Below are 22,098 nucleotides of genomic sequence, written 5' to 3'. Positions count from 1 at the left end.
GAGAAGCCCGCGCCGGCAACGGCGCGGGCTTTGCTTATCTCGAGGGGAAGCCCGCGACATGGCCGGCAACGCCATTGTCCGTCAATTCGGCGAGCGCCAGAGATTGGTCGAGATGCTCGGCCCGCCAGGCGAGCAACTTCTCGGCAAATTCCAACCGCGCCGGCAGATAGGCTGGGTCGTCAGCGACGTTGGTCAGCTCGCCGGCATCTTTTTCCAGGTCGAAGAGCAAGGGCGGCAGGCCGCCGCCGAAATTCACATATTTGAACTTTTGCGTGCGGATGACGGCGAGATTGCACTGACGCGGACCGATGCCGAAATAGCGTTCTGCATCACCATCCGCAATCGAGCGGAAATCGAACTCCCAATGCGCCGCATCGCGCCAATTGTCCGGCTCCGTTGCGTCCAGGAAAGGTGCCAGCGAGCGGCCGTCGAGATGCGGCAGCACTTCGCCGCCAGTGAGCTCGAGCCCAGTGAGCTCGAGCAAGGTCGGTGCCAAATCGACCGCCTCGGTGAAGCGGTCGACACTGCTGCCGGCCGCCTTGTGGCGGCGCGGATCGCGAATGACCAGCGGAATATGGAAGCTGCCGTCGAAGAAGCCGCCCTTGCCCAGCATGAAATGATCGCCCATCATCTCGGCGTGATCGGAGGTCAGCACGATGACGGTGTCGTCCCATGCATCGGCCGCCTTGACCGCTTGCCAGACACGGCCAAGCTGCGCGTCGACCTCCGAGATCATGCCGTAATAGAGCGCCCGGATGCGGCGAAAATTGTCGTCGCCCCAGTCGCGCACCTTGCCCTCCGAGCCGGGACGGAATTTCGACCGTTCCTGCCGGTTAAGTTCATAGGCGAGATAAGGGTGGCTTGCTGCTTCGGCCTGCCAGCTTTCCGCGCGGTCAAAAGCTGGACCGATGGCCGGATCGTACATGGCGTTGTAAGGCGCCGGCACGATGAAGGGCGGGTGGGGGCTGATGAAGGAAAGATGCGCGAACCACGGGGCATCGCGCTCCTGCTCGCCGAGCCAGCGGATGAATTCGCCGGCCAGGAAGGCCGACGGCGTCTCGTCCTTCGAATAGATTGGCGGACCGTTGCTGATCGCGCCGTCGTTTTCCAGGATTTCGCCCGCCGGGCGGTGAATGGCGGGGGAGCCGGCGCCGGCATCGACGCCGCGCGCCTTGAGCCATGACAGCCAGGGCTTCTGGTGCTCGGGCAGAAGCTGGCGCACGGTGAAGCCGGGCAGCACGCCTTCATAGCTTTTCAGCTGCGGATCGCCAGGCGCCAGCGTGCGCGGGTCGCGCGCCATGTCGGTATAACCGAACAGCGTCGGATCATAGCCGAGGGCGCGTGCCCAGAGGGCTATGTTGCCGTGGCGGGCGTCGAGCGGTGTGCCGTTGCGGCAGACACGATTGTTCATCTGGTAGAGGCCGGTGTAGAGGCAGGCGCGCGCCGGCGAGCAAGGTGCGGCGCCGCCATAGTGCTTCTGGAACAAAACGCCCTCGGCAGCCAGCGCGTCGGCATTCGGTGTCCTTACCACCTTGTGGCCAGCAGCTGACAGGCAGTCGCCCCGCCACTGGTCGCAGGTGATCAGGAGAATATTGGGGCGTTTTCCACTCAACCGCTGTATCCTCATGCTGGCTACATGCGTCGCTCATGGAGCGCAATTTCGGCGAGTATGCAAGCCGGTCCAGTTTGCCGAATGGTGAACAAAACCTGCTTCGTCGTTCACTTTAACAGCACAGTCCATTCTGTGTTTGCCGCCTTTGCGGCCAGGAGGCGGATGCTCATATTTGCGTGGACAGCGGCAAGGGCCGCACCGGCACAAGGAAAGGAGCAGAAACATGCTCGACCAGGTCAAGGGCCTGCATCACGTCACCTCGATGGCCAGCGATGCGCGCCAGAACAATGAATTCTTCACCGGGACGCTCGGTCTGCGGCGGGTCAAGAAAACCGTCAATTTCGACGCACCCGATGTCTACCACCTCTATTACGGCGACGAGGTCGGCACACCCGGCTCGGTGATGACCTATTTCCCGTTTCCCAACATCGGCAAGGGCCGCCATGGCGTTGGCGAGGTCGGCACCACCGCTTACTCGGTGCCTGAGGGCACGCTCGGCTATTGGGAGAAACGGTTTGCCGAGCAAGGCGTCACCGGGCTGTCCCGCGAGGAGACGTTCGGCGAGAAGCGTCTTGCGTTCGCCGGTCCCGACGGCGACGGGTTTGCGCTGGTCGAAGACAGAGCGGACAACCGTGCGCCATGGGCCAAGGGTGGCATTCCCACCGACGTGGCGATCCGCGGCTTTCACTCGGTGTCGCTCAGGCTGAAAGATGGCGGCGCCACCGAAGAGCTGCTGAAATTCATGGGTTATGAGGAGGTCGACAAGTCAGGCAACATCAGGCGGCTGGCGGTGAAGAACGGCAACGGCGCCGACGTCGTCGATATCGAATCGCTGCCAGGGGCCGGCTTCGCCAATCTCGGCGCCGGCTCGGTCCACCATGTTGCTTTCGCCGTCGAGAACCGCACCAAGCAGCTCGAAGTGCGCAAGGCACTCCTCGACACAGGTTATCAGGTGACGCCGGTGATCGACCGCGATTATTTCTGGGCGATCTACTTCCGCACACCGGGGGGCGTGCTGTTCGAAGTCGCCACCAACGAGCCGGGCTTCGACCGCGACGAGGATACCGCCCATCTCGGCGAGGCGCTGAAACTGCCGTCGCAACACCAGCATTTGCGGCCCTATCTCGAGCAGCATCTGCAGAAACTGGAAGACTGAGGGCAGGGTTATGAGCAAGGATTCGTATATTCACAAGGTGCTGCCCGGTTCGCTGGGCGGACCGTTGCTCTTCGTCTTCCATGGCACTGGCGGCGACGAGGATCAGCTTCTGTCGCTTGGGCGCGATCTTGCGCCGCAAGCGACGATCGTCGGCCCGCGCGGCGATGTCTCGGAACAAGGCGCCGCACGCTTCTTTCGCCGTACCGGCGAGGGCGTTTACGACATGGGCGATCTCACGCGAGCGACGGACAAGATGGCCGGCTTCGTCAAGGCACATGTCGAGGCGGCAAAGCCATCTTTGGTGCTAGGCCTCGGTTATTCCAACGGCGCCAACATCCTGGCCTCGGTGCTGTTTGCCGAACCCTCGCTGTTCGACGCAACGGTGCTGATGCATCCGCTGATCCCGTTCGAGCCGGAGGTCAAGGGCAGCCTTGACGGCAGCCGCATCCTGGTCACCGCCGGCAGGCGAGACCCGATCTGTCCGCCTGATTTGACGGCGCGGCTTGAAGCCTATTTGCGCGCCGATGGTGCCGATGTCACAGTCGAGTGGCATGACGGCGGCCATGAGGTGCGGCCGAGCGAGATCGAGGCGGCGCGGCAGTTGTTCGCCGTAGCGCCGGATGAAAGGACCGCAAGCCATGTCTGACCTATTGCCGGAGATCGAGCTGGAGGACCGCGGCTCGAAGGGCCGCTACTTCCTGCGTGGGCCGAGCGGCGCCGAGGCGGAGATGACCTTCACCAAGGTCGGCGAGCACCAGATCATCATCGACCATACCGAAGTGCCGGATGCATTTCGCGGCCAGGGCGCGGGACTTCGCCTCGTCACCCGTGCCGTCGAGGATGCACGTGCGGCGGGCAAGACGATCATCCCGCTTTGCCCGTTCGCCAATGCTCAGTTCCGCCGCCATCCGGAATGGGCGGACGTGCTGAAGCGGTAAGAGACTGCCCCTCGATGAATGACAGGACAAAGGGTGCGCGGCTTTACCGCGTGCCGCTTCGACCATTGGCGGCGTACAAACATAAGGCAAACATGCGGGATTTGCGCAGAGCGCTCGCCTTGCCTAAGTATTGGCAACAACCGGCTCGCCCTCCGCGGCCCGACCACTTCAACCGAATGGCCCTCCATGACCGAATCCGATCTCATTCCCGTCTTCGACGGCCACAACGACACGCTGCTCAGGCTCTACCAGTCGAAGGATGCGGACGTCGAAAAGCTGTTCGTCGAGGGGACGCCGAGTGGCCATATCGACCTGCCGCGCGCGAAGAAAGGCGGATTTGCCGGCGGCATGTTCGCGATCTTCCCGCCGCCTGTCGAGAAATCCAAGCGCGGCGCGGTGCCGCTGGCGCCGAGCGACAGCGAGCCCATGCCGCCCGAGGTTCCGCGCGCCGATGCGCTCAACTCCACCATAGCGATGGCCTCGATCCTGTTCAGGCTGGAGCGGGCTTCGGCGCTCACTGTCTGCCGCACCGCCGGCGATGTGAGGAAGGCGATGGCGCAAGGCTCGATCGCGGCGGTCTTCCACATCGAAGGGGTCGAGGCGATCGACCCTGAGCTCACCCTGCTCGATGTCCTCCACGCAGCCGGCCTGCGCTCGCTCGGTATCGTCTGGAGCCGTCCCAATGCCTTCGGCCACGGCGTGCCGTTCCGTTTCCCGTCGTCGCCCGATACAGGGCCGGGGCTGACCGATGCCGGCAAGGCGCTGGTGAAAGCCTGCAACCAGCTGAAGATCATGATCGATCTTTCGCATCTCAACGAAAAAGGTTTCCGCGACGTCGTCGAGATCAGCGACGCACCGCTGGTCGCGACCCATTCCAACGTGCACGCGATCTGCGGCCATTCGCGCAACCTCACCGAATGGCAGCTCGGCGCGATCCGCGACTCCGGCGGCATGGTCGGGCTGAATTTCGCCACCGGGTTCCTGCGTGAGGACGGCAGGATGAACGCCGACACCAGTCTCGACATCATGGTGCGCCATGTCGATTCGCTGCTGCAGGCGCTGGGCGAAGACGGCGTCGGCCTGGGCTCGGATTTGGACGGCGCCATGATCCCGGCCGTGATAGGCGACGTTGCCGGCCTGCCAAGATTGCTCGACGCTTTCGCGGCTCGCGGCTTCGGGCGCGCGCTGATCGAGAAGATCGCCTATCGCAACTGGCTCGGCATGCTGGAAAAGACCATCGGCTAAGCGGGTGATGCCGGCTTGACCGGAATGCGATTTGGAGGCCGACTATTCGAAACCCATGCGTTTAAGCCAGTCCTGGCCAATGCCGCGGTCGCGGATGATCGGCAGCGGATCGGTCGAATCCAGCCTGGCACAAATACGGTAGGCCTCCAGCGTTTCAGCGCTCATCTCACCGCGTTTGTAGAAGAACATGGCCGCAGCATAGCGGGTGCGGCCCGACCATTTTTCGCCGAGCGGTGTGTTGATCAGCTGCCACTGTTCGGCGGCTTCGGCGTCGAGTTTGGGACTGTCGGTGTCGTCGGCCATATTTAGAAATCCGCAGGCGGATTGGCAGTGCGGCGGCCGAGCCTGACGACCAGCCGCGGCACCAGTTTGGCACGCTTCAGCAGCTTTTGATATTGCAGCTCGCGCCTGGCGTGGATCTCGAGCCAAGGTCCGCTGCAGGCGGGCTCGGCGGCGCTGATCTGGTTTGCATCGCCGGGACTGCTGCCCTTCGCCGACGGTGCCTTCGACGACGTTTTCTCCAAGGATGCAATCTCGACGAGAACATTCGAATATGGGCAGCCATGCAGAAGGTGCTTGACAGTGGCAAACACCGTCCCACTGATCTTCGCGGCCGATGCCGGTCGGCTAGCCGGCGATGCTGGAGACCATCACCCCGATGAAGACAACAGAGGCGCGCGAAGCCCTCCTCGAACCGGCGCGAAAAAGCGATTCCGAAAAGCGCGGCCGCAAAGCGTCGAAAGAGACAAGGCAGGTTCAACTGATCGAAGCGACTATCGATTCATTGGCCAAGCGCGGTTATTCGGAAACGACTATGGCCGACGTCGCCGACGGCGCCGGCCTGTCGCGCGGCATCGTCAATTTCCATTTCGAGAGCAAGGAGAAGCTGCTCGTCGCCACTTTGCAGTACATGCATGACGAGTATTCGGCGCATTGGCGCAGCGCCTTGCAAAGGGCCGGCGATGATCCCGCCCGCCAGCTGCAGGCATTGGTGGCAGCCGATTTCAACCGCTCGATCTGCAACAAGCGCAAGCTGGCTGCTTGGTGTGCCTTCTGGGGCGAGGCCAAATCGCGACCGAAATATCAGGCGCTGAGCAGCGCACGCGATGCCGTCTACCAGAACATATTCATCGATCTTTGCGCGGCGCTCAAGCAGAGCGGCTTCTATGCCTATGAGCCGCAAGTCATGGCGCTGGCGCTCAGCGCCATGCTGGATGGTCTGTGGCTGCATTTGATGATGGGCACCGAGGACGCCACACGCGAGACGGCGCTGCAGGCCGCGAACGAGTTCCTGTCTGCGGCATTCCCCAAGCACTATCCGAACTCAGCAGCCCGCGGTGCCAGGCCGGCATGAACCATCAAAAAGAGGGTGGACCAGCAATGAAGACAATGATCCGGCGCCTGACATTCGAGAAGATCAAGGCCGGCTAATGAAGTTCAAGATCGAACGAGCCGATGTGGCCATCGTCGGCGCCGGCTTCACCGGCCTGTCGGCCGCGCGTGAATTGAACCACGCCGGCATCGATGCCGTGCTGCTCGAAGCCCGCGACCGTGTCGGCGGCCGCGTCGAAGCCGTGCAGAACGGGCTCGGCGAGCGGATCGACAGCGGCGGCCAGTTCTTGTGCGAAGACATGCCGGAATTAATGGCGCTGGTGCGAGCGCGCGGCAAGACATTGGTCGAGACCCATGTCGCAGGCGAATTCGTCACGCAGCCGCGAATGAGCGAGGCGCAAGCCGGGCGCACTTACGGCACCGCGATGCGAATTCGCGAGCGGATGAACGCGATCGCACCGACCGACCCGGCCATCGCCGGCTTGACAGTCGCGGCATGGCTCGATCGCCAGAACGATCCCGACGATGCCAAGGCCGCCTTTCGGTCGATGATCGAGGGCCTGTGGTGCCTGGCAATGGAAAGGCTGCCGCTGTGGTACTTGATCGACAATGATCGCCGCATCACCAACGAGGTGTCGGAGCTGCAGTATTTCGTGGGCGAAACCATGCATTCGCTGGCGGATGATCTTGCGCGGGATCTCGGCGATCGACTGCGGCTGAATACAGCTGTCGAGGCTATTGAGCACGGGCCGGGAGGGGTTCGCGTCGTTTCGCCCGCCGGCGTGACCGAGGCACGAGCGGTACTGGTCGCGCTACCGCCGATGATGGCCTCGAGAGTGGATTTCGTGCCGCCGCTGCCGGCTGCGCTGGAGAGAGCCCTCGGCGTCTGGCAAAGCGGCGCGGTGATCAAAATGCTGGTGCGCTATCCCAAGGCTTTCTGGCGCGACAGGGGCTTGAGCGGCATGGTGATGTGGCGGGAGCCGCACGGACTTTTTGCCTGCGATGCCAGCAAGGATGAGGATCATGCAGCACTTGTCGTCTTCATCGGCGGGCCGCTGGCGCAGCGCTGGCGGGATATGGACAGCGCGGCGCTACGCGCAACGGTGACATCAAAGCTGCAAGATGCGCTCGGTATCGAGGCCGCCGGCGTCACCGATCTCAGCCATCGCGACTGGACCGGGGATCACTGGAGCGGCGGGGGTTACAGCGATTCGATCGTCGATGCGACGGCAACGGATGCCGAACGCATTATCCGGGCGGGCGCCCCGCCGGTGCATTTTGCCTCGTCGGAGCTGTCGCCGTCATTTCCGGGCTATGTCGAGGGCGCGATCGTCGCCGGTCGCACTGCTGCGCAAAAAATTATTCAGTCGGTTATCGCCAGCAGAGCCTCAGGGTCATAAGCGAGGCGGATCGAGGTGCCGACCTGCATCGACGCGCATTGCCACGAGCTCGGCCTGTTGGTCCGGCTACTGATCAACATGTGCGTGATGTCGCCGCCATTAATCATCAAGCGCCAGTAGATCGACGATATGGTGTCGATCCTGCGCGAAGGCATTTCGCGCGCGATGGACGATCTGCGCCGCGAAGATGTCTGGCGGGGATAGGCGTTTATCGCCGGCAAGCCGTGGCATTGGTCGGCCGCTGGCAAGGTGGGCGAGGTCGATGAACTGGGCGGTGCTGCGATCTTCCTGGTTTCCGACGCGTCGAGCTTCATGACCGGCCAGATCATCTATATCGAAGGCGACATGACCCGGACCCGTATGAGCGCGACTGTCGCTGTCGGGCGCATGGAAGACCGGTCGGCCTCGGGGCCGCCCCGCAAAAGGCAGGGCTCGTCATTTGCACGCTCTTAGCTTCACCGCTAAGCTTCTTTGGCTGGGGTATTTTCCTCAGATCACATTCGCCATCCCAAGGATCTCATGACACCCGACACAGCAACGCGCGAACAGTTCGCCATCGATCTCGCGCGGCGCGCCGGCGCGCTCGGCCTGGAGTATTTTCGCGACCTCGACAGCCTCGCCATCGAGAGCAAAGGTCATCAGGACATGGTCTCGCAGGCTGACCGCGAGGTCGAGCTGTTCATCCGTGCGGCAATGAAAGCCGCTTACCCGACCGATGGAATTGTCGGCGAGGAGCATGCCTCGGTCACCGGATCGAGCGGGCATGTCTGGGTGATAGATCCGATCGACGGCACCGCGAATTTCGTGCGGGGCATTCCGGCCTGGTGTGTGGTCATCGCCTGCGCCAAGGACGGCGACACTGTCGTGGGTGTCATCCACGAGCCCTCTACCGGCGAAACGTTCCATTGCCGCAAGGGCGGCGGCGCTTTTCTCAACGGCAAGCCGATCAGGGCAAGCGCGGCCACCAGCCTGACCGACGGCTCGTTGGGCACCGGCTTTTCCAACCGCGCCGAAATTCAGAACGTCGCAACGCTCATCGGCTTGCTGTTTTCAAAGGGCGGCGTGTTTTTCCGTAACGCATCCGGCGCGTTGATGCTCGCCTATGCGGCCGCCGGCAGGCTGCTCGGCTATGTCGAAGAGCATATGAACGCCTGGGACTGCCTGGCAGGCATGCTGCTGGTGGAAGAAGCCGGCGGCACTATAGTCAAGCCCGACCCAAAGACGGTGCTGGAAAACGGCGCGCTGGTGATTTGCGCCGGCAGCGGCGTGTTCGCCCAGGTCCGCCAGCTCTGCGTGCAATCCTTCAAGCTTTGATCAGAACCGGTCCGCATGAGCAGCGGCGATTTGTATTCCACTGTCAGGCCCTCCTCGGCTGCCTGCAGATGCGGATCGCCGGCTCCGCCCCACCAGATGTCTCCCTTTGGGTTGGCGGCCTCGGCGCGCAATTGCGCATAGATTTCGCCAGCGCTCTTGCGGGTCATATTGACGTGATGCCGGTCTTCTCCTCGAACGCCCGCGCCGTCTGCTGGCACCAGACCTCGTCAACGCCGCAAGACATGGTCAGGCTTTCGGCGGACGCCGATGACGACGCGGCCCACATACCGGCGGCGAGGATGCCGGCGCAGAGAATTGCCCTTTTATCATGTTGAAATTCCTCCCTAATTTATTTGCCGACTTATGAAATGCAGATACGCGGAAAATTCAAGTTGGAAGGGTACGGCCGCCTTTGCGCCTTTCGCCGACTTCCCGCTCGATGTGTTCGACAGGTTGATGCGGATCAATCTTTGCAGCCACCTGGCCGACCGTCCTGCGCCGCCGAACATTCTCAGACGATGGCCCGGTCCCAGCCGCCATAATGCGCAGCGCTGCGCGTGCCGCGCGGCAGGCTGAGCCCGACCAGCAGCGCTCCGATCGCCAGATTGGCGAGGCTCGCCGCCGCGCCGCCGGCGAGCATGAACGGAGAGAGGGCGATCCAGGCTCCAAGCGCTATGTTCACAAAGCGGACGGCGCGCGCCACCTCGGCCATCGCCGTAACGGCGATCATGATGACCAGGCAGCCGGTGACATGGTCACTGAAGTAGAGCGGCGGGCTGGTGCCGAAGACAAGCGGCGTGATCATCAGCAGGGCGCCGGCGAGTGTGCTGGCGACAAGGGTCCGGGGGAAATTCACACCGCCAGTGACGAAGTCCCGCGCCACTGCCGATAGCGGCCGGTCGAGATCCGGCGTCGGCGTCTGGTCCTCCGAAAGTGCCGGACCTCCGCACCAGAATGTGCGCCAGAACGGCTCTCCCGCTTGTTTCGCGTGCCAAAGATACTGGCAGCTCGCCAGCACCTCGTCGACCGAATAAGGGATGAGGACGACGGTGACGGCAGCCTGGACGATGCAGAGCGTGCACAGCGCCCCGATGAGCGGTGGCTGGATGATGATGAAGCCGACGCTGACCACACCGAGCGGAACGACCAGCAAGCCGAACAAAAGCACCATCCACGGCATGGTGCGCCAGCGGCGGCGATCGCCGATCGCGCCCGCGAGGATATCCAGCGCATAGGCGAAGGCGCCCAGCCCGGCATCGGCGATCGGAAAACCCTTGGAGACCCAGGAGGTGACCACCGCCTCGCTGCCATTGCCGGCCGGTGTTTCGCCCGGGCCGAAGAACGGATCCCAAAGACTGTCGATGTGCCCTAGCTGATAGGCAGCGAGATAGCGCGAGACGAACAGGCCGACAAAGGCGAGGCCGATTATGGGAATGCGCTGGGTGAAGAGGGAGGGCGAATAGCTCCAGCCGAGCGGGCGGTCGTCATCGGCGGCAAGGGCACGCCGGCTGATACCCGGCGTCGGCGGGATCATCACCGCGAACGCGACGATCAGCATGCCGGCCAACGTGTCGGTCGCGTAGGCTCCGGCGCTGGTGGTCCAGAACAGCAGCGGCGCGAACATCACCCAAACCCCGATCGAGGCGGTGATCCATTGCAGCCCGTGCCAGCGCCGGCGCATGCCGACGAGCGCCAGCGACAGGATGGCGAGGCCGGATACAATCTCACTGATGCCGAGCCTGCCGTCGCGCGTCTCCGGCGAGGAGATCTCATGTCCGAGCGCCGGCGGAATCGGTGCTGAAGCGGGATCGAACAGGCCGAGCGTGAAGGGCGACGCCACGAGCAACAGCCCGATCGCAACGTTGGTCAGCGGCGCCCAGAGCGTTGCGGCCCGGTGGCGTTCGGTTTCCGCCTCGACCTCGTCGTCCGAGCGCTCGAGCGGGCGCTGCAGCCGTTCGGCGGCCTGGTCGAGCTCGGGCGCGGAAGCGGCGGCCGCCGACGGTTCAAGCTTGTTCTTCTTGTACCAGTCGGTAGGATCCGCCTTCAGCCGCCGGATCATTTCCGGCAAGGTAGCGGTCAGGCGGTGCCGCGGGTTCCAGCCAAGCAGGCGCCTGGCGCGGGAGATGTCGATCTCGTAGTGATCGTCGGCGTTCTCGATCATCCATGGTTTGATGTCGGTCTCCTGGTCGAGAACCTTCTCCTGCATCCAGGCGCCGAGCTTCGTCACCTCTTTCGGCAGGGACAGGGTCCGCCAGGTCTCGCCATGCAGGAGCTGCCCGATCTGCTTCTGCATCTCGTCGTAGGACGGCGTCTCTTCTTCGCCGATCAGCAGTACGGTCTCGTCGGGAAGCGCGCTGCGCCGGTCGACAGTGCGCACCACGGCGTCGACGAGATCGTCCAGATGCAGGTAGGGCTGGCCGGTGGTGATGTCGCCGGTGAAAAGATAGGCGGTCGGCATGCGCTCGAAAATGCGGGCGATCTGCTGGGCGATGAAGGCCGCGTGACAATCCTCGTCATAGACACCCGCCAGTCGCAGGATCGCAACCTTGACGTCGCCGTGCTCCTTCTGGATCAGCGTCTCGGTCTCGGCCTTCGATCTCGGATAGGCCCAGGCCGGATCGATCGGCGATCGCTCGTCGATCCTGGCGCCCTTTGCCGGGCTCGGCGCATGCACCAGCAGCGTGCTCGAAAACACGAACTGCTCCGTCTCGAACCCCCTCAGGGCGTTCAGCAGCCGGCGCGTTCCCTCGACGGTCACCGCGCCGTATTTCGGATTATCCTCGCCGGTCGTGTCGTAATAAGCCGCGAGATGGATCACCGAGGCAACGCGGCCGCCGCTCCGCTCGCGCACCTCGGCCAGTGCCTTCGCCACGCTCGCGTCCGAGGTAAGGTCGATCTCGATCGTCTCGACGCTGGGCAAGGATCGTCTGGCAACATCAAGGCCGATGATGTCGTAGCGCTCCATCAAGCCGCGAGCGATGGCCTGGCCCAGAAACCCGCTGCTGCCTGTGATCAGGACGGTGGGACGGGTTTTGCCGGTCATGGCGAATCTCCTTGGCGATAGCCGGGTAGAAGAAGCCGAATGCTTCGGTCGCACACTCCGAACCATGTTCGTTGAGAACGGTTCCCGATGAGGTAGCACCACAGAATGGGTGCGCGCGGCGATCCGTCAGACCGACGGCCATTCGTGCCGGCGGATTGCATTTGTGCACAAGTGCAGGACTCCCATTGGTCTACCGGCCGCAAAGGGAAGCGACCAGAATGTCGATCAGCAGCTCGCCGCAGCGACGATCCGGATCGCGGTCGGGATCATAGATCGTCACCTCCATCCCAATCACGCGTGGATCGTTGCACCATGTGCGAAGGGCTTCGACAGCTTCGTCGGGCAAGACACCGCCGGCCTCCGGCGTATCGACAGCCGACATGATCTCGCTGTCCAGCACGTCGACATCGAAGTCAACGAATACACCCTCGACGTCCTGCCCTGCGACCGCGTCAAGCGCTATGCGTGCCGCATCGGCGATGCCGCGCCGCCGCACTTCAGCCAAATCCATCCGGTGAACATCGGTGTCGAAGACGGCCTTGGACGTGTAAGTCGCGGGGTCCTGCACATCGCGATAGCCAAACGCGACTACGTCGGCCTCACGGACCAAAGGAGTGTGCTCGCCGAAATCGATCAGGAGCGTCGGGCCATGGCCGGTCACGAAGGCCAAATCCATGCCCGCGGCTCCCTTTGACGGCGAGGTATCCGGCAATTTGAAATCGGTGTGCCCATCGAAGAAGATAAGGCCGTAGCGGCCACGACGCCGTAGCGCGAGCGCAGGGCCAAGCAACACACTGCAATCGCCGCCGAGCATGAGCAGGAACCCTCCCGAGTTCAGCTCCTCGTCGACCGCTTCGGCAAGCGTCTTGGAATACTGGCGCAGGGCCTGGGCATTGCGCACGCCCGTCGCAGGATCCACCTCAGGCCGATAAGGCGGAGCCCGAACCGAGCGCAACGGACCGGCGCCCAAACGGTCGGCGAGACCAAGCGATTGAAGTGCCTCCGGCGCCTTCCACACGCCGAGCTCCGGCTCACCCTGCTGCGGCATCAGCCCAAGATTAGAGGGCGCGCCGAGCAAAGCGATATGCCTCGTCTGAATGGTGTCTCGCGGCATTGTCGTGCTGGCAGCTGAGGTCATGATCAGAGTTCTCCGCGTTATGGGCGATACGCATCATGCTCAAGAAACAGGCTGCGCTTTCCTGACCGGTCTCCCGCTGCCCTTGCCGCCGTGTACCTCCGGTCGGTGTCACGCGTCAGGCAGCATCGCGAGCGACGCGTATTGCTCGCTCAGCGCCACCGTTTCGTCAGCGGTGATTTCGAAGTCGATGTTGTCCCGCGGATGCAGGCTCGCCTTGGGCAGCGGCGTTGTCCCGCGCTGCCGGGGCAGATCTCGATACCGGTCGCTTGGGCCATATCGGATTTCCAGGAGGCGAACTGCCGTCTTTGAACTATGCGTGGTGCGCGCGCGTTCTGGCGGCCTTCTGCGCCGCCGCCTTCCTTCCGCTGGCGCCTTTCGTCTCGGCGGCCTTCTTGGCGGCGGCCGAGCGCTCCTCAGCCGTCCGGCGCGAGGCCGCACGCTTCGCCTGCTGCGCCAGCGCCTCGTGCGAAGCCGTGCTCTTCGGCTCGTGCTCGAGCACCTTGGAGACGGCTTTCGACACCCGCGGGCGGCGTTTCGGCGTGCGTTCACCCTGGCCGGCCTCATAGGCGTATTCGGCGCTTTTGCGCGTGCTCTCCTTCACCTTGCCCTTTTTGGGCGGGGGCAGGTCTACGCCTGCGCGTCTTGCCTCGGAAAGCCCGATGGCGATGGCCTGCTGCGTCGAGCGCGCGCCGTGCTCGCCGCGGCGGATTTTATCGATCTCCTCGTGCACGAACTCGCCGGCCTGTGTGCTCGGCGATTTGCCCTCGCGCTTGTCCTTTCGGGCCTTCTCGATGGTTTTCTTGTCCGGCATTGTCTTTCTCCCTCATACGGGTTGCGACAGCCATTCGGGTTGCAGCTGCGCGCGGTCTTATGAGGATCATAACGCGTTGAGGACGCAAATGATCCCGGGACTGGTGATCCAAGCCCCAGCTGTCAGGACGTCGACGCCGATCTGTCCGAAATCAGATGGCGCAAGAACCATCGGCTCGCCAGGCCCGCGACTTCGTCCAGGGCGCCGGGCTCCTCGAACAGGTGCGTCGCGCCAGGGACGATGGCGAGCTCCTTCTCGCAGTGGAGCGCCGCCAGCGCCGAGCGGTTGAGCGCGATCACCTGCTTGTCCGCGCCTCCGACGACGAGCAAGGTCGGCGCCCGGACGCGCGGCAGGGCGTGCGCTGCAAGATCGGGCCGGCCACCACGCGAAACCACGGCCGCGGCCTGGTCGGGCCGCTCGGCCGCCGCCACCAGGGCGGCACCGGCGCCCGTGCTCGCGCCGAAATAGCCAAGACGCAACCCCGATGTTTCCGGCGAGGCGCCGAGCCAATCCGTGACGCCGACCAGCCGGTCGGCGAGCAGTCCGATATTGAAGCGCAACTCGGCCGTGACCTGGTCGATCCGCTCCTCTTCGGCCGTTAACAGGTCGATGAGGAAGGCGGCGAGGTTCGCCTCGTTCAGCCTTCCTGCCACGTAGCGGTTGCGCGGGCTGTGGCGGCTGCTTCCGCTGCCATGGGCAAAGAGCACAAGGCCACGAGCATCCGAGGGCAACGAAACATTGCCCTCAAGCGTGACAGGTCCCGCGGGAACATGCACGACGTGCTCGCTATCCCGGTCCATATCCATCTCCGCTATGTCGATCTGGTGCCAGGCGCCGGACCCGCGCCCGCGCGCCCAGCCAATTCCTCTTCGGAAGCGGCGGGCTTGGGCCCGGACCTGGCGAGGAGCGCGCGGACCTCTTCATCGCTCGTCTGCGAGAAATCCACGTACCAGCGCCCGACACCCAGCAACGGCTCTGGTGTCGTCGCGCAAACGACCTCGTCGGCGTCCGCCCGCATCGCGTCGCAAGTGTCGGGGCTACCGACGGGAACGGCCGCGACAATATGGGCGGCGTGGTTTTTTCGCAGCGCCTTGATCCCGGCCCGCATGGTCGATCCGGTCGCAAGCCCGTCATCCACGAGGATAATGGTTCGTCCATTCAACTGCGGTGGGGGTCGCCCGTCCCTATAGAGGTGCTCGCGGCGCAGAAGCTCTTTTTCCTCCCTTGCAGCGACCGCGTCGATGACATGTGGCGGGATCGCGAGACCGTTGACGATTTCGTCGTTCAGGACACGTACGCCTGAGGGCGCGATCGCCCCCATGGCCAGTTCCTCGTGGCCGGGGACGCCGAGCTTGCGCACGACGAAGACGTCGAGCGGTGCCTTGAGTGCCTGCGCGACCTCGTAGCCGACCGGCACGCCGCCTCGGGGCAGCGCCAATACGATCACATCGTCGCGGCCGGCAAAGCGAACGAGTTCCCCGGCGAGTTGCCGCCCGGCCTCGCGGCGATCTGAAAAGATGATAGCCATGACCTTCAATCCGCGTGCATCTGTTTTCCCGGTGGATGTTTTTTCACCAGCCTGCGTCCACATTCCGTGGGATGGCTGCGGCACCGGTACCATTTTGGAACTCGCTCGCTGCCTGGACGTTCCAAGAATAGTTTCGATCGCGAGGTGCCGGCACCGGCACGCGCCTCAGCGCGGATCGGGAAGATCGAAGATAGTGATCCGTACATGCCTCGTCCGGCCAGCTGGCAATCTAGCGATGCGTCGCAACAGGTCCGTCTGGCGACTTGTTGCCTCAGCAATCAGGGAAAGGAAGATCCCATGCAAGTTCAGGAGATCATGAGCCGTCGGACCGAACTGGTCGGCCCGAACACGACAATCAGGGATGCCGCCCGGAAAATGCGGGCCGACAATCTCGGCGCCCTTCCGGTCGGCGAGAATGACAGGCTGGTCGGCATGGTGACGGACCGCGACATCGTGATGCGCGGCGTCGCCGAGGAGCGCTCAGCCGGCAACACGACCGTTCGCGAGGTCATGTCCGAGCATGTCTATTGGTGCTTCGATGACGCCGATATCACCGATGCGGCGAAGATCATGGCCAAGCATCAGGTGCGTCGTCTTCCGGTGATCAATCACGACAAGCGCCTCGTCGGCGTCATCGCCCTGGCCGACCTCGGGCGGACCGATGAGGAAGCCGCCAAAATCGCTCTCGAAGGCGTTTCCGAGGCAACGGACGATCCCCGGCGCTAGACGCTCGCTGGGCGGTTGCCGCCGTGCTCGCCGTTCTTCTCCATCTGGGCTGAACGCCGCCTGCTCAGGCAGCCTTCAGTTTGGCAACTATCGCGCTTTCACTTCTATGCGGCGTGTCTTGTCCTTTGCAGCGGGGTTCTTCGGAAGCTCGACAGCCAAAATGCCGTTTCTGAAAGTGGCCTGCACCTTGTCGGCATCGATCTCCGCTTCCAGCGGGATGGTCCGCTGAAACCGGCCATAACTGCGTTCGCTGTAGGTGCGGCCGCCTTCGCCTTCCTTGTGCTCCGAACGCTTCTCGCCCGTAATAAAGAGGGTGTTTTCGCGCAGCTTGAGCTCAACGTCCTTCTGCTCGAGCCCCGGCAATTCGGCGGTGACCTTATAGGCTTGGTCTGTTTCATGTACGTCGACGCTCGGCCAAAGATCGCCGGCCGTAGTCGCTTCGGCCATCGGCGCGAAGAAGTCGTCGAACAGGCGGTCAATCTGCCGGTGGAATGACGTGAGCGGGTCGCGCGCGGATGGGTAGAGGCTGCGCGATGGCGTCCGGGGCGCCAAATCGTGATGTGCCATGGTTCTTCTCCTGTTTTTTGTGTCTGCATCACTCGTCGCCATGTGATCGGCGACGGCAAACAAAACTCGTCCACCCATGAGGATGTTCCGGTGCCGGCCAAGAAAGGTGGTCGAAAAACAGCGGCAAAAAAGCCGGCCCGAATTCCCTCATGACGGGACCTCCGACAACAGACGGGACCTCCGACAATAAATGCGCATCAGGACATGCGCATGGGGGAACAACGGGCAGGTACGGCTGTTTGGTCACATCACCTAGTCGGATTTGAACGGAAGGAGGATTTCGATGAATGCCACCGGACTCGACGTATTCGACAAGACACTGCAGACCACGAACATCTGGCTCGACGAGATCATGGACGAGATTGGACCGGATCGGCAGGTCGCCTGGCACGTTCTCGGAGCGGTGCTGCACGCCCTTCGCGACCGTATGCAGCCGGATCTTGCAGCCCACCTCGGCTCGCAGCTGCCGATCCTGGTGCGCGGCGCCTTCTATGACCAATATCAGCCTTCCAAAGCTCCCGAGAAGATGCGGTCGCTCGACGAGTTTCTGGCCAAGATCAAGGCGGAGCTGGAATTTACCCGCCCGGTCGATTCCAAGGATGCATTCAGGGTCGTGTCCAAGGTACTCGCCCATCACGTCGGAGAAGGACAGATGCACAAGGTCTGGGAATCCCTGCCGGGCGAGATAAGACGCGTCGCCGAAGCTCAGCAAGCGGCGTGAACGGCGCAGGCGCGGGCTTCTCGGTCGCAACCTCCTTGGGGAAATAGCAATGCCACTCACCCTTATCAGCCCGGCGTTCCGGGCAGGCGGAAGAATTCCCGAAAAATATGCGCGTGACGGCCAGAACGTCTCGCCGCCGCTGAAGTGGTCCGGTGTCCCGGATGGTACCAAGAGCCTTGTTCTTGTCGTGCGGGATCCCGATGCACCAAGCGGGATTTTCGGGCACTGGGCGGTGTTCAACATCCCGCCGGATGCCGGGGGACTAGCCGAGGCCGAAGACGGCAAGCCCGGCCCGTCGGCACTCAGGCAAGGCACCAACGATTTCGGCAATGCGTATTACGATGGTCCGCAGCCGCCTGCAGGGCACGGCGTCCACCATTACCACTTCCTGCTGGCCGCGCTCGATGTGCCGAGCCTCAGCGTACCAGGACAGGCGGGCGTGCATCAGGTCTGGAAGCAAGCCCAGAAACACGCATTGGAGGAGACGGAGCTGGTCGGAACCTACGAACGGCCGGCGTGACGCGGGCCGTGTCGGTCGCCGCCTTCACAATGTAATCTGGGCAAGCGGTTTTCGGGCAGGGCCGTGGATGACCGAACCGTCGGCGGCGAAGATCGAGCCGTGGCAGGGACAATCCCAGGTGTGGTCCGCATTGTTCCAGGTTACGGTGCAGCCCTTGTGGGTGCAAATCGCCGAAACCGCCTGGAGTGCGCCTTCGGTGTCTCTCCACGCCGCAATCTTTTCGTCTCCCCTGACGATCACGCCGCCCATACCAGGCGCAATGTCGTGGGTGCTCGAGACGATCGATTGACTGCGGCCGTTCTTGTGGAAGTCCTCAGGATAGGGCCGGGCCGGATCGTAGAGTTTTTGCCATGGGCTCGGGCGGCCGCAGATCAGGTCGGCGATCATCTCGCCCACGGCCGTCCCGTTGGTGATGCCCCAGGCGTTGAAGCCCGTGGCAATGTGGAAGCCGGCGGCCTTGGCGGGATAGGGTTCGCCGGCATATGGGATCCTGTCGGCCGTATCATAGTCCTCATTGCACCAGCGCCAGGCGACGTCGCCGACCGGAAGGTTCTTTCTTGCCCAGTTTTCCAGTTCGACAAACCGCTTGGCCACGTCGCCGTCCCAGCCGGTGTTGAACTTGGGGCCGAGCGTGACCAGCAGTGGCCCTTCGGCATCACGGCCCGTGCGGATGGAATGCGTCGGGTCGTCGATGCCGATGAACATGCCGTCGACAGGGAGGGGATCGTCGATCCGAAAGGCCATGGCGGTGTGGCAGCGCGGTTGCGTCCGGTTCGCCATGCCGACGGGGCTCTTCACCGTCATGTTGGTGGCGACGACGACGTGCCCGGCATCAACGGCGCCGCCATCGGTGACGACGCGCCAGCGACTTGCCTCGTCGATCGAGGTGGCGCGGCTGTTTTCGAAGATCCGACCGCCACGGGCCGTCACCGCTTCCGCCAGGCCAACCAGATACATCGCCGGATTGAACTGCGCCTGGTCGGGGAACCGTAGCGCGGCGGCCGTTACGAAAGGCAGCGGCGCGCGGTCGAAGATCTCGGCCTCCAGCCCGACCTGGCGCGCGGCCTCCGCCTCGGCCGCAATCTCCGCGCAGCGGCTTTCACTGCAGGTGTAGGTATAGGCGTCCTTGCTCTCGAAATCGCAGGCGATGGCGCAGTTGTTAACCCAATCGCGGATTTGGCGCGCGCCGGCGGAATTCGCATCGGCATAGGTCTGCGCCAGGTCCCGGCCAACGCTGTCGATGAGATGACGATAGATCAGCGCATGCTGCGTGGTGATCTTGGCCGTCGAGCGGCCGGTCACCTGGCCGCCTGTGCGCAGGCCTTCGAGGACGACCACCGACCGGCCCGCCTCGCAAAGCCGAAGCGCCGTCGTCAGCCCGACAATTCCAGCACCCACGACAACGGCGTCCGCACGGATCGAACCTTCGAGCTGGGGATAGTTCGTGGAGGCGGCTGCCGCCACCCAACAGCTTCCCGGTTTTCCCAAGAGAATGGCCATTTCAACCGCGCCCCTTGCGTCTCCATGCACTTCCATCGACAACCGCGCCGGCGGAAGAACGTTCCCGAGCTTGGTCGCTTTCAATCATTGTCTCGCCACCCCGGGTCAGAAAAGCGCCGGGAAGGTGCGAGGTGCAGGCCATCACTCAGGTGATCGCCTCGCGGTCGTATTCGTCGCCGGAGCGCCAGTCCTCGAAGAAGGCGTTCAGCCTATCGACACGCCCCGGCCAGATACCGGCGGCCTGCAGGCCGAGCGAAACGCCGTAATTGGTGAAGGCGAACTTGGTATCGCGCAGCCATGGCGCGCGGCTGAAATAACCGGGCGGGTCGACCCACATCGTTTCCAGGGTTCGCAGCGAACGCCTCGTCTGGGCCTCGGCCCACGGCTCGTCGGGAGAGAAATGGGCGAGCCACAGCATCATGCCGAGGCCGAGGTCCTGGTCGATGTCGAGGCTGCGCCAATCGCGCTCCATCAGGGCACGCATCTGCGCGATCTCGGGCGCCAGTTCCTCGTCGTCGAGCATTCGGTAAGAGACGTAGCCGTCATAGGCATCCATGCTGCCGAGGCCGTAGCCGGGGTAAGGACCGCTCAAATCCTCCTGCATCTTCCAGATCACGCCGCGGCCAGGGACCACAAACGCCGGGTGAATGTCCCTCGCCAGCGCAATGCCGCGCTTGCGGTATTCCGGCTTCAGATCGCCGAGACGCGCCAGGGCGAACAGCCACATCGCCAGATAGTGGAAATACTGGCCGTCGCGATCGGCCGCTTCGCCGATCCTCAGTCCGCGCCGGCGGCCGAGCACACGCTCGACATCGGCGACCAGCCGCTCGGCCTCGTCCAGCCAGCGCTCTTCGCCAGTTTCCGCATAAAGCGAGACGTAGAGCACGACCCCGAATGCATCGGTCCACAGATACCGCAAGCCGTTGGGCCAGATGCCTTCGCCGCGCATCCAGTCGAGTTTTTGCAGGACATAATCGACGTCACGCAGCATCGCGCCAAGGCCCGAATCCACGGCAGACTTTGCCGATGTTCGGTTCCATGCGATTGCGGGCATGCGGCATGTCTGCCTCCGCTCCGGTTGGCCTTAGCCAGATACCGCGAAACGATCTGATCGGCGGCAGGTTCCTTGGCCGCTTTCACCGGCGCGACCCTCACGATTCTCGCGGAGACTTTGCAGGCTGAAGGAACAGCAGAATTATGATGCGCTGCGCTGGCCACGGATCGGTATCGCAACTGACGCTGCGCCGGAGCCCTTTAAGGTCGCCTGCGGTCTGGCTGCGGGGACGTTGGAAATCGTCGACACACCGGCCGGCGAGCGGACGCGGCTGACCATCGATCGCCAGGCCGACGATCTGGCAGCGACGGTGATCATCGACCGGCCCGGCGGGCCGGAGACGCTTCGCCTCGAACCTGTCGGCGACAACCATCACCGCCTTGAGAGCACCGTCGCCCCTGCCGAACCGCATGAGTTCCAGGCAGGTCTGGTGCTGACCGCGAAAGACCGCGAACAGGTGCTGCCGTTCAAGATGGTCGAACCCGAAGGTCACCATCATTAGGTCGACTGGCGGATATGCGGTTCAATGACCGATCTCGCGGCCTGTGCTGGTCTGTTCCTGGCGGCCTTGCTCGCCGCTACGATCCTGCCGATGCAATCGGAAGCAGTGCTGGTCGAGCTCGTGCTTGCGGATTACTCGCCCTGGCTGCTCATCGGAGTCGCGAGCGTCGGCAACGTGCTTGGATCGGTGATCAACTGGCGGCTCGGGCGAGGCATCGAGCGCTTTCGGGGCCAACGGTGGTTTCCGATGAACCAAGCGCAACTGGACCGCGCGCAAGTGTGGTATCGCCGCTATGGAAAGTGGTCGCTCCTGCTGAGTTGGCTGCCGGTTGTCGGTGATCCGCTGACTGTCGTCGCGGGCGTCCTGCGCGCGAGCCTTTTCGGGTTTTCCTTTTGCTGGTCACTGCCGCCAAGGTCGGCCGCTATCTGGTTCTTGCCGCCGTGACCCTGAGCGCGATCTAATCTCACGAAGCTTCTCGAAGCTGAGCTGGTTAGGTCGGCTGGTTCGAAGAGCCCTGTATGATGCGCGCGGACGGGAAGCGCTAGCTCTTTTTGACGGCGACCTTGTCGAGGGCTGCGCGCAGGCCTTTTGCCAGCTTCTGCGTATCGCGCGACCGGTCAACCAAGCTACGGCGCAGCGCTCCAGCCAACATCGACATTGTTAAGACATTCCTGTGGCCGCGCGCCAGGCCTGCACAACGAAGCTGTGCTGGTTCCAGATCATCAGCGCTCCACTCACAGCCATGAGCGCGACCACAAGGCCGCGGAACTGTCGTCCACTTAGGCGTTCGAGCCAGCGCTTGGCCAGCAGATTGGCAAGCGCAGCGCCCAAACCCGCGGCTGCGCCGTACATGACCGCCTGACCACCGAGCGCGCCGAGTCCGGTGAATACCGCGATCTTGACGATATCGGTCACAAACGAGTTCACCGATTTCGTGGCGACCAACGTCTCCTTCTCCGAACCGTAGTTCAGATAGAGCGAATTCAAGACG

Annotated in this window: 23 protein-coding genes and 4 pseudogenes; 14 read left to right on the top strand and 13 right to left on the bottom strand. The window is 63.5% G+C overall.

Annotation, left to right across the window (positions count from 1 at the left end):
- Positions 1-34: 34 nt before the first annotated feature.
- Positions 35-1,627, bottom strand: a complete 1,593-nt coding sequence (locus NKH41_RS25395) for an alkaline phosphatase family protein (RefSeq protein ID WP_352771934.1) — start codon at positions 1,625-1,627, stop codon at positions 35-37.
- A gap of 208 nt (positions 1,628-1,835) precedes the next feature.
- On the opposite strand from NKH41_RS25395, the gene NKH41_RS25390 reads away from it, so the two are divergent.
- From NKH41_RS25390 to NKH41_RS25375, 4 genes are all read left to right on the top strand, one after another.
- Entirely contained in the window at positions 1,836-2,768 is a 933-nt protein-coding gene (locus tag NKH41_RS25390; RefSeq protein ID WP_352540230.1) for a VOC family protein, read from the top strand.
- A gap of 10 nt (positions 2,769-2,778) precedes the next feature.
- On the top strand, positions 2,779-3,414 hold the full coding sequence (locus NKH41_RS25385) for an alpha/beta hydrolase (protein ID WP_352451159.1): 636 nt from the start codon (positions 2,779-2,781) through the stop codon (positions 3,412-3,414).
- A complete protein-coding gene (locus NKH41_RS25380; protein ID WP_352451160.1) occupies positions 3,407-3,706 on the top strand; it encodes a GNAT family N-acetyltransferase in 300 nt (99 codons plus the stop codon). The genes NKH41_RS25385 and NKH41_RS25380 overlap by 8 nt, the downstream gene beginning before the upstream one ends.
- A gap of 186 nt (positions 3,707-3,892) precedes the next feature.
- Entirely contained in the window at positions 3,893-4,951 is a 1,059-nt protein-coding gene (locus NKH41_RS25375) for a dipeptidase (RefSeq protein ID WP_352771936.1), read from the top strand.
- A gap of 42 nt (positions 4,952-4,993) precedes the next feature.
- Here the strand turns inward: NKH41_RS25375 and NKH41_RS25370 are convergent, their stop codons facing one another.
- Together NKH41_RS25370 and NKH41_RS25365 are read right to left on the bottom strand one after the other, a co-directional pair.
- Positions 4,994-5,254: a hypothetical protein gene (locus tag NKH41_RS25370; RefSeq protein ID WP_352471481.1), complete on the bottom strand. Its 261-nt coding sequence runs from the start codon at positions 5,252-5,254 to the stop codon at positions 4,994-4,996.
- 2 nt (positions 5,255-5,256) lie between these two features.
- Positions 5,257-5,475 (bottom strand): hypothetical protein, encoded by a 219-nt coding sequence (locus NKH41_RS25365; RefSeq protein WP_352451221.1) that lies wholly within the window; start codon positions 5,473-5,475, stop codon positions 5,257-5,259.
- 113 nt (positions 5,476-5,588) lie between these two features.
- On the opposite strand from NKH41_RS25365, the gene betI reads away from it, so the two are divergent.
- From betI to NKH41_RS25340, 5 genes and pseudogenes are all read left to right on the top strand, one after another.
- Positions 5,589-6,305, top strand: coding sequence for a transcriptional regulator BetI (gene betI / locus NKH41_RS25360; RefSeq protein WP_502895733.1), 717 nt, complete (start codon positions 5,589-5,591; stop codon positions 6,303-6,305).
- Positions 6,306-6,381: 76 nt separating this feature from the next.
- The gene (locus NKH41_RS25355) at positions 6,382-7,683 is read left to right on the top strand and encodes a flavin monoamine oxidase family protein (RefSeq protein WP_352771938.1); all 1,302 of its coding nucleotides are present in this window, start codon (positions 6,382-6,384) and stop codon (positions 7,681-7,683) included.
- 27 nt (positions 7,684-7,710) lie between these two features.
- Positions 7,711-7,887, top strand: a pseudogene (locus NKH41_RS25350) (aspartate aminotransferase family protein); the annotation flags it as partial.
- Between the two features lie 45 nt (positions 7,888-7,932).
- The gene (locus tag NKH41_RS25345) at positions 7,933-8,136 is read left to right on the top strand and encodes an SDR family oxidoreductase (protein WP_352771940.1); all 204 of its coding nucleotides are present in this window, start codon (positions 7,933-7,935) and stop codon (positions 8,134-8,136) included.
- A gap of 66 nt (positions 8,137-8,202) precedes the next feature.
- Positions 8,203-8,997 (top strand): inositol monophosphatase family protein, encoded by a 795-nt coding sequence (locus NKH41_RS25340; RefSeq protein ID WP_352686700.1) that lies wholly within the window; start codon positions 8,203-8,205, stop codon positions 8,995-8,997.
- Positions 8,998-9,017: 20 nt separating this feature from the next.
- On the opposite strand, the pseudogene NKH41_RS25335 reads toward NKH41_RS25340, so the two are convergent.
- The 6 genes and pseudogenes from NKH41_RS25335 to NKH41_RS25310 all read right to left on the bottom strand — a co-directional run.
- Positions 9,018-9,283 (bottom strand): annotated as a pseudogene (locus tag NKH41_RS25335) (substrate-binding domain-containing protein); the annotation flags it as partial.
- A gap of 225 nt (positions 9,284-9,508) precedes the next feature.
- On the bottom strand, positions 9,509-12,040 hold the full coding sequence (locus tag NKH41_RS25330; protein WP_352777414.1) for an NAD-dependent epimerase/dehydratase family protein: 2,532 nt from the start codon (positions 12,038-12,040) through the stop codon (positions 9,509-9,511).
- Positions 12,041-12,230: 190 nt separating this feature from the next.
- Positions 12,231-13,178 carry an arginase family protein gene (locus NKH41_RS25325; RefSeq protein ID WP_352934526.1) on the bottom strand — a complete coding sequence of 316 codons (948 nt, stop codon included), beginning with the start codon at positions 13,176-13,178 and terminating at the stop codon, positions 12,231-12,233.
- Between the two features lie 310 nt (positions 13,179-13,488).
- The gene (locus NKH41_RS25320) at positions 13,489-13,989 is read right to left on the bottom strand and encodes a DUF6496 domain-containing protein (RefSeq protein ID WP_023678569.1); all 501 of its coding nucleotides are present in this window, start codon (positions 13,987-13,989) and stop codon (positions 13,489-13,491) included.
- 122 nt (positions 13,990-14,111) lie between these two features.
- Positions 14,112-14,789: a dienelactone hydrolase family protein gene (locus tag NKH41_RS25315; RefSeq protein WP_352934523.1), complete on the bottom strand. Its 678-nt coding sequence runs from the start codon at positions 14,787-14,789 to the stop codon at positions 14,112-14,114.
- 11 nt (positions 14,790-14,800) lie between these two features.
- Positions 14,801-15,517: a phosphoribosyltransferase gene (locus NKH41_RS25310; RefSeq protein WP_352471473.1), complete on the bottom strand. Its 717-nt coding sequence runs from the start codon at positions 15,515-15,517 to the stop codon at positions 14,801-14,803.
- Positions 15,518-15,814: 297 nt separating this feature from the next.
- Here NKH41_RS25310 and NKH41_RS25305 point away from each other — a divergent pair, with 297 nt between their 5' ends.
- Positions 15,815-16,243, top strand: coding sequence for a CBS domain-containing protein (locus NKH41_RS25305; RefSeq protein WP_023677862.1), 429 nt, complete (start codon positions 15,815-15,817; stop codon positions 16,241-16,243).
- 87 nt (positions 16,244-16,330) lie between these two features.
- Here NKH41_RS25305 and NKH41_RS25300 read toward each other — a convergent pair whose 3' ends face one another.
- Entirely contained in the window at positions 16,331-16,810 is a 480-nt protein-coding gene (locus tag NKH41_RS25300) for an Hsp20/alpha crystallin family protein (protein ID WP_352471471.1), read from the bottom strand.
- A gap of 283 nt (positions 16,811-17,093) precedes the next feature.
- Between NKH41_RS25300 and NKH41_RS25295 the strand changes: the two genes are divergently transcribed.
- Positions 17,094-17,531 (top strand): DUF2267 domain-containing protein, encoded by a 438-nt coding sequence (locus tag NKH41_RS25295; protein ID WP_023677864.1) that lies wholly within the window; start codon positions 17,094-17,096, stop codon positions 17,529-17,531.
- Between the two features lie 49 nt (positions 17,532-17,580).
- Positions 17,581-18,051 (top strand): YbhB/YbcL family Raf kinase inhibitor-like protein, encoded by a 471-nt coding sequence (locus NKH41_RS25290; RefSeq protein ID WP_352471470.1) that lies wholly within the window; start codon positions 17,581-17,583, stop codon positions 18,049-18,051.
- Positions 18,052-18,075: 24 nt separating this feature from the next.
- On the opposite strand, the gene NKH41_RS25285 is transcribed toward NKH41_RS25290, so the two are convergent.
- Both NKH41_RS25285 and NKH41_RS25280 read right to left on the bottom strand, forming a co-directional pair.
- Positions 18,076-19,551: an FAD-dependent oxidoreductase gene (locus NKH41_RS25285; RefSeq protein ID WP_352471469.1), complete on the bottom strand. Its 1,476-nt coding sequence runs from the start codon at positions 19,549-19,551 to the stop codon at positions 18,076-18,078.
- A 145-nt stretch (positions 19,552-19,696) separates the two neighbouring features.
- Positions 19,697-20,605, bottom strand: coding sequence for a hypothetical protein (locus NKH41_RS25280; protein ID WP_352771947.1), 909 nt, complete (start codon positions 20,603-20,605; stop codon positions 19,697-19,699).
- Between the two features lie 232 nt (positions 20,606-20,837).
- On the opposite strand from NKH41_RS25280, the gene NKH41_RS25275 reads away from it, so the two are divergent.
- Complete coding sequence (locus NKH41_RS25275; RefSeq protein ID WP_352471467.1) at positions 20,838-21,107, top strand: hypothetical protein; 270 nt, start codon at positions 20,838-20,840, stop codon at positions 21,105-21,107.
- A gap of 24 nt (positions 21,108-21,131) precedes the next feature.
- Positions 21,132-21,568: pseudogene (locus NKH41_RS25270) on the top strand (YqaA family protein).
- A 199-nt stretch (positions 21,569-21,767) separates the two neighbouring features.
- Here the strand turns inward: NKH41_RS25270 and NKH41_RS25265 are convergent.
- A pseudogene (locus NKH41_RS25265) lies at positions 21,768-22,098 on the bottom strand (sulfite exporter TauE/SafE family protein); the annotation flags it as partial.

Origin of the sequence: Mesorhizobium sp. M1169, assembly GCF_040318345.1 — a bacterium.
In the GTDB taxonomy this organism is placed as follows: domain Bacteria; phylum Pseudomonadota; class Alphaproteobacteria; order Rhizobiales; family Rhizobiaceae; genus Mesorhizobium.
Note: the sequence above shows the minus strand (reverse complement) of the source record. Positions and strands in the feature narration are given on the sequence as shown.

Bases quoted from the DNA above. Each gene is read 5' to 3' on its own strand.
- NKH41_RS25330 (WP_352777414.1), bottom strand. From the start codon at position 12,040: ATGACCGGCAAAACCCGTCCCACCGTCCTGATCACAGGCAGCAGCGGG.
- NKH41_RS25305 (WP_023677862.1), top strand. From the start codon at position 15,815: ATGCAAGTTCAGGAGATCATGAGCCGTCGGACCGAACTGGTCGGCCCG.
- NKH41_RS25325 (WP_352934526.1), bottom strand. From the start codon at position 13,178: ATGACCTCAGCTGCCAGCACGACAATGCCGCGAGACACCATTCAGACG.
- NKH41_RS25310 (WP_352471473.1), bottom strand. From the start codon at position 15,517: ATGGCTATCATCTTTTCAGATCGCCGCGAGGCCGGGCGGCAACTCGCC.
- NKH41_RS25340 (WP_352686700.1), top strand. From the start codon at position 8,203: ATGACACCCGACACAGCAACGCGCGAACAGTTCGCCATCGATCTCGCG.
- betI (WP_502895733.1), top strand. From the start codon at position 5,589: ATGCTGGAGACCATCACCCCGATGAAGACAACAGAGGCGCGCGAAGCC.
- NKH41_RS25395 (WP_352771934.1), bottom strand. From the start codon at position 1,627: ATGAGGATACAGCGGTTGAGTGGAAAACGCCCCAATATTCTCCTGATC.
- NKH41_RS25285 (WP_352471469.1), bottom strand. From the start codon at position 19,551: ATGGCCATTCTCTTGGGAAAACCGGGAAGCTGTTGGGTGGCGGCAGCC.
- NKH41_RS25320 (WP_023678569.1), bottom strand. From the start codon at position 13,989: ATGCCGGACAAGAAAACCATCGAGAAGGCCCGAAAGGACAAGCGCGAG.
- NKH41_RS25300 (WP_352471471.1), bottom strand. From the start codon at position 16,810: ATGGCACATCACGATTTGGCGCCCCGGACGCCATCGCGCAGCCTCTAC.
- NKH41_RS25280 (WP_352771947.1), bottom strand. From the start codon at position 20,605: ATGCCCGCAATCGCATGGAACCGAACATCGGCAAAGTCTGCCGTGGAT.
- NKH41_RS25315 (WP_352934523.1), bottom strand. From the start codon at position 14,789: ATGGACCGGGATAGCGAGCACGTCGTGCATGTTCCCGCGGGACCTGTC.
- NKH41_RS25295 (WP_023677864.1), top strand. From the start codon at position 17,094: ATGAATGCCACCGGACTCGACGTATTCGACAAGACACTGCAGACCACG.
- NKH41_RS25390 (WP_352540230.1), top strand. From the start codon at position 1,836: ATGCTCGACCAGGTCAAGGGCCTGCATCACGTCACCTCGATGGCCAGC.
- NKH41_RS25380 (WP_352451160.1), top strand. From the start codon at position 3,407: ATGTCTGACCTATTGCCGGAGATCGAGCTGGAGGACCGCGGCTCGAAG.
- NKH41_RS25375 (WP_352771936.1), top strand. From the start codon at position 3,893: ATGACCGAATCCGATCTCATTCCCGTCTTCGACGGCCACAACGACACG.
- NKH41_RS25355 (WP_352771938.1), top strand. From the start codon at position 6,382: ATGAAGTTCAAGATCGAACGAGCCGATGTGGCCATCGTCGGCGCCGGC.
- NKH41_RS25370 (WP_352471481.1), bottom strand. From the start codon at position 5,254: ATGGCCGACGACACCGACAGTCCCAAACTCGACGCCGAAGCCGCCGAA.
- NKH41_RS25290 (WP_352471470.1), top strand. From the start codon at position 17,581: ATGCCACTCACCCTTATCAGCCCGGCGTTCCGGGCAGGCGGAAGAATT.
- NKH41_RS25385 (WP_352451159.1), top strand. From the start codon at position 2,779: ATGAGCAAGGATTCGTATATTCACAAGGTGCTGCCCGGTTCGCTGGGC.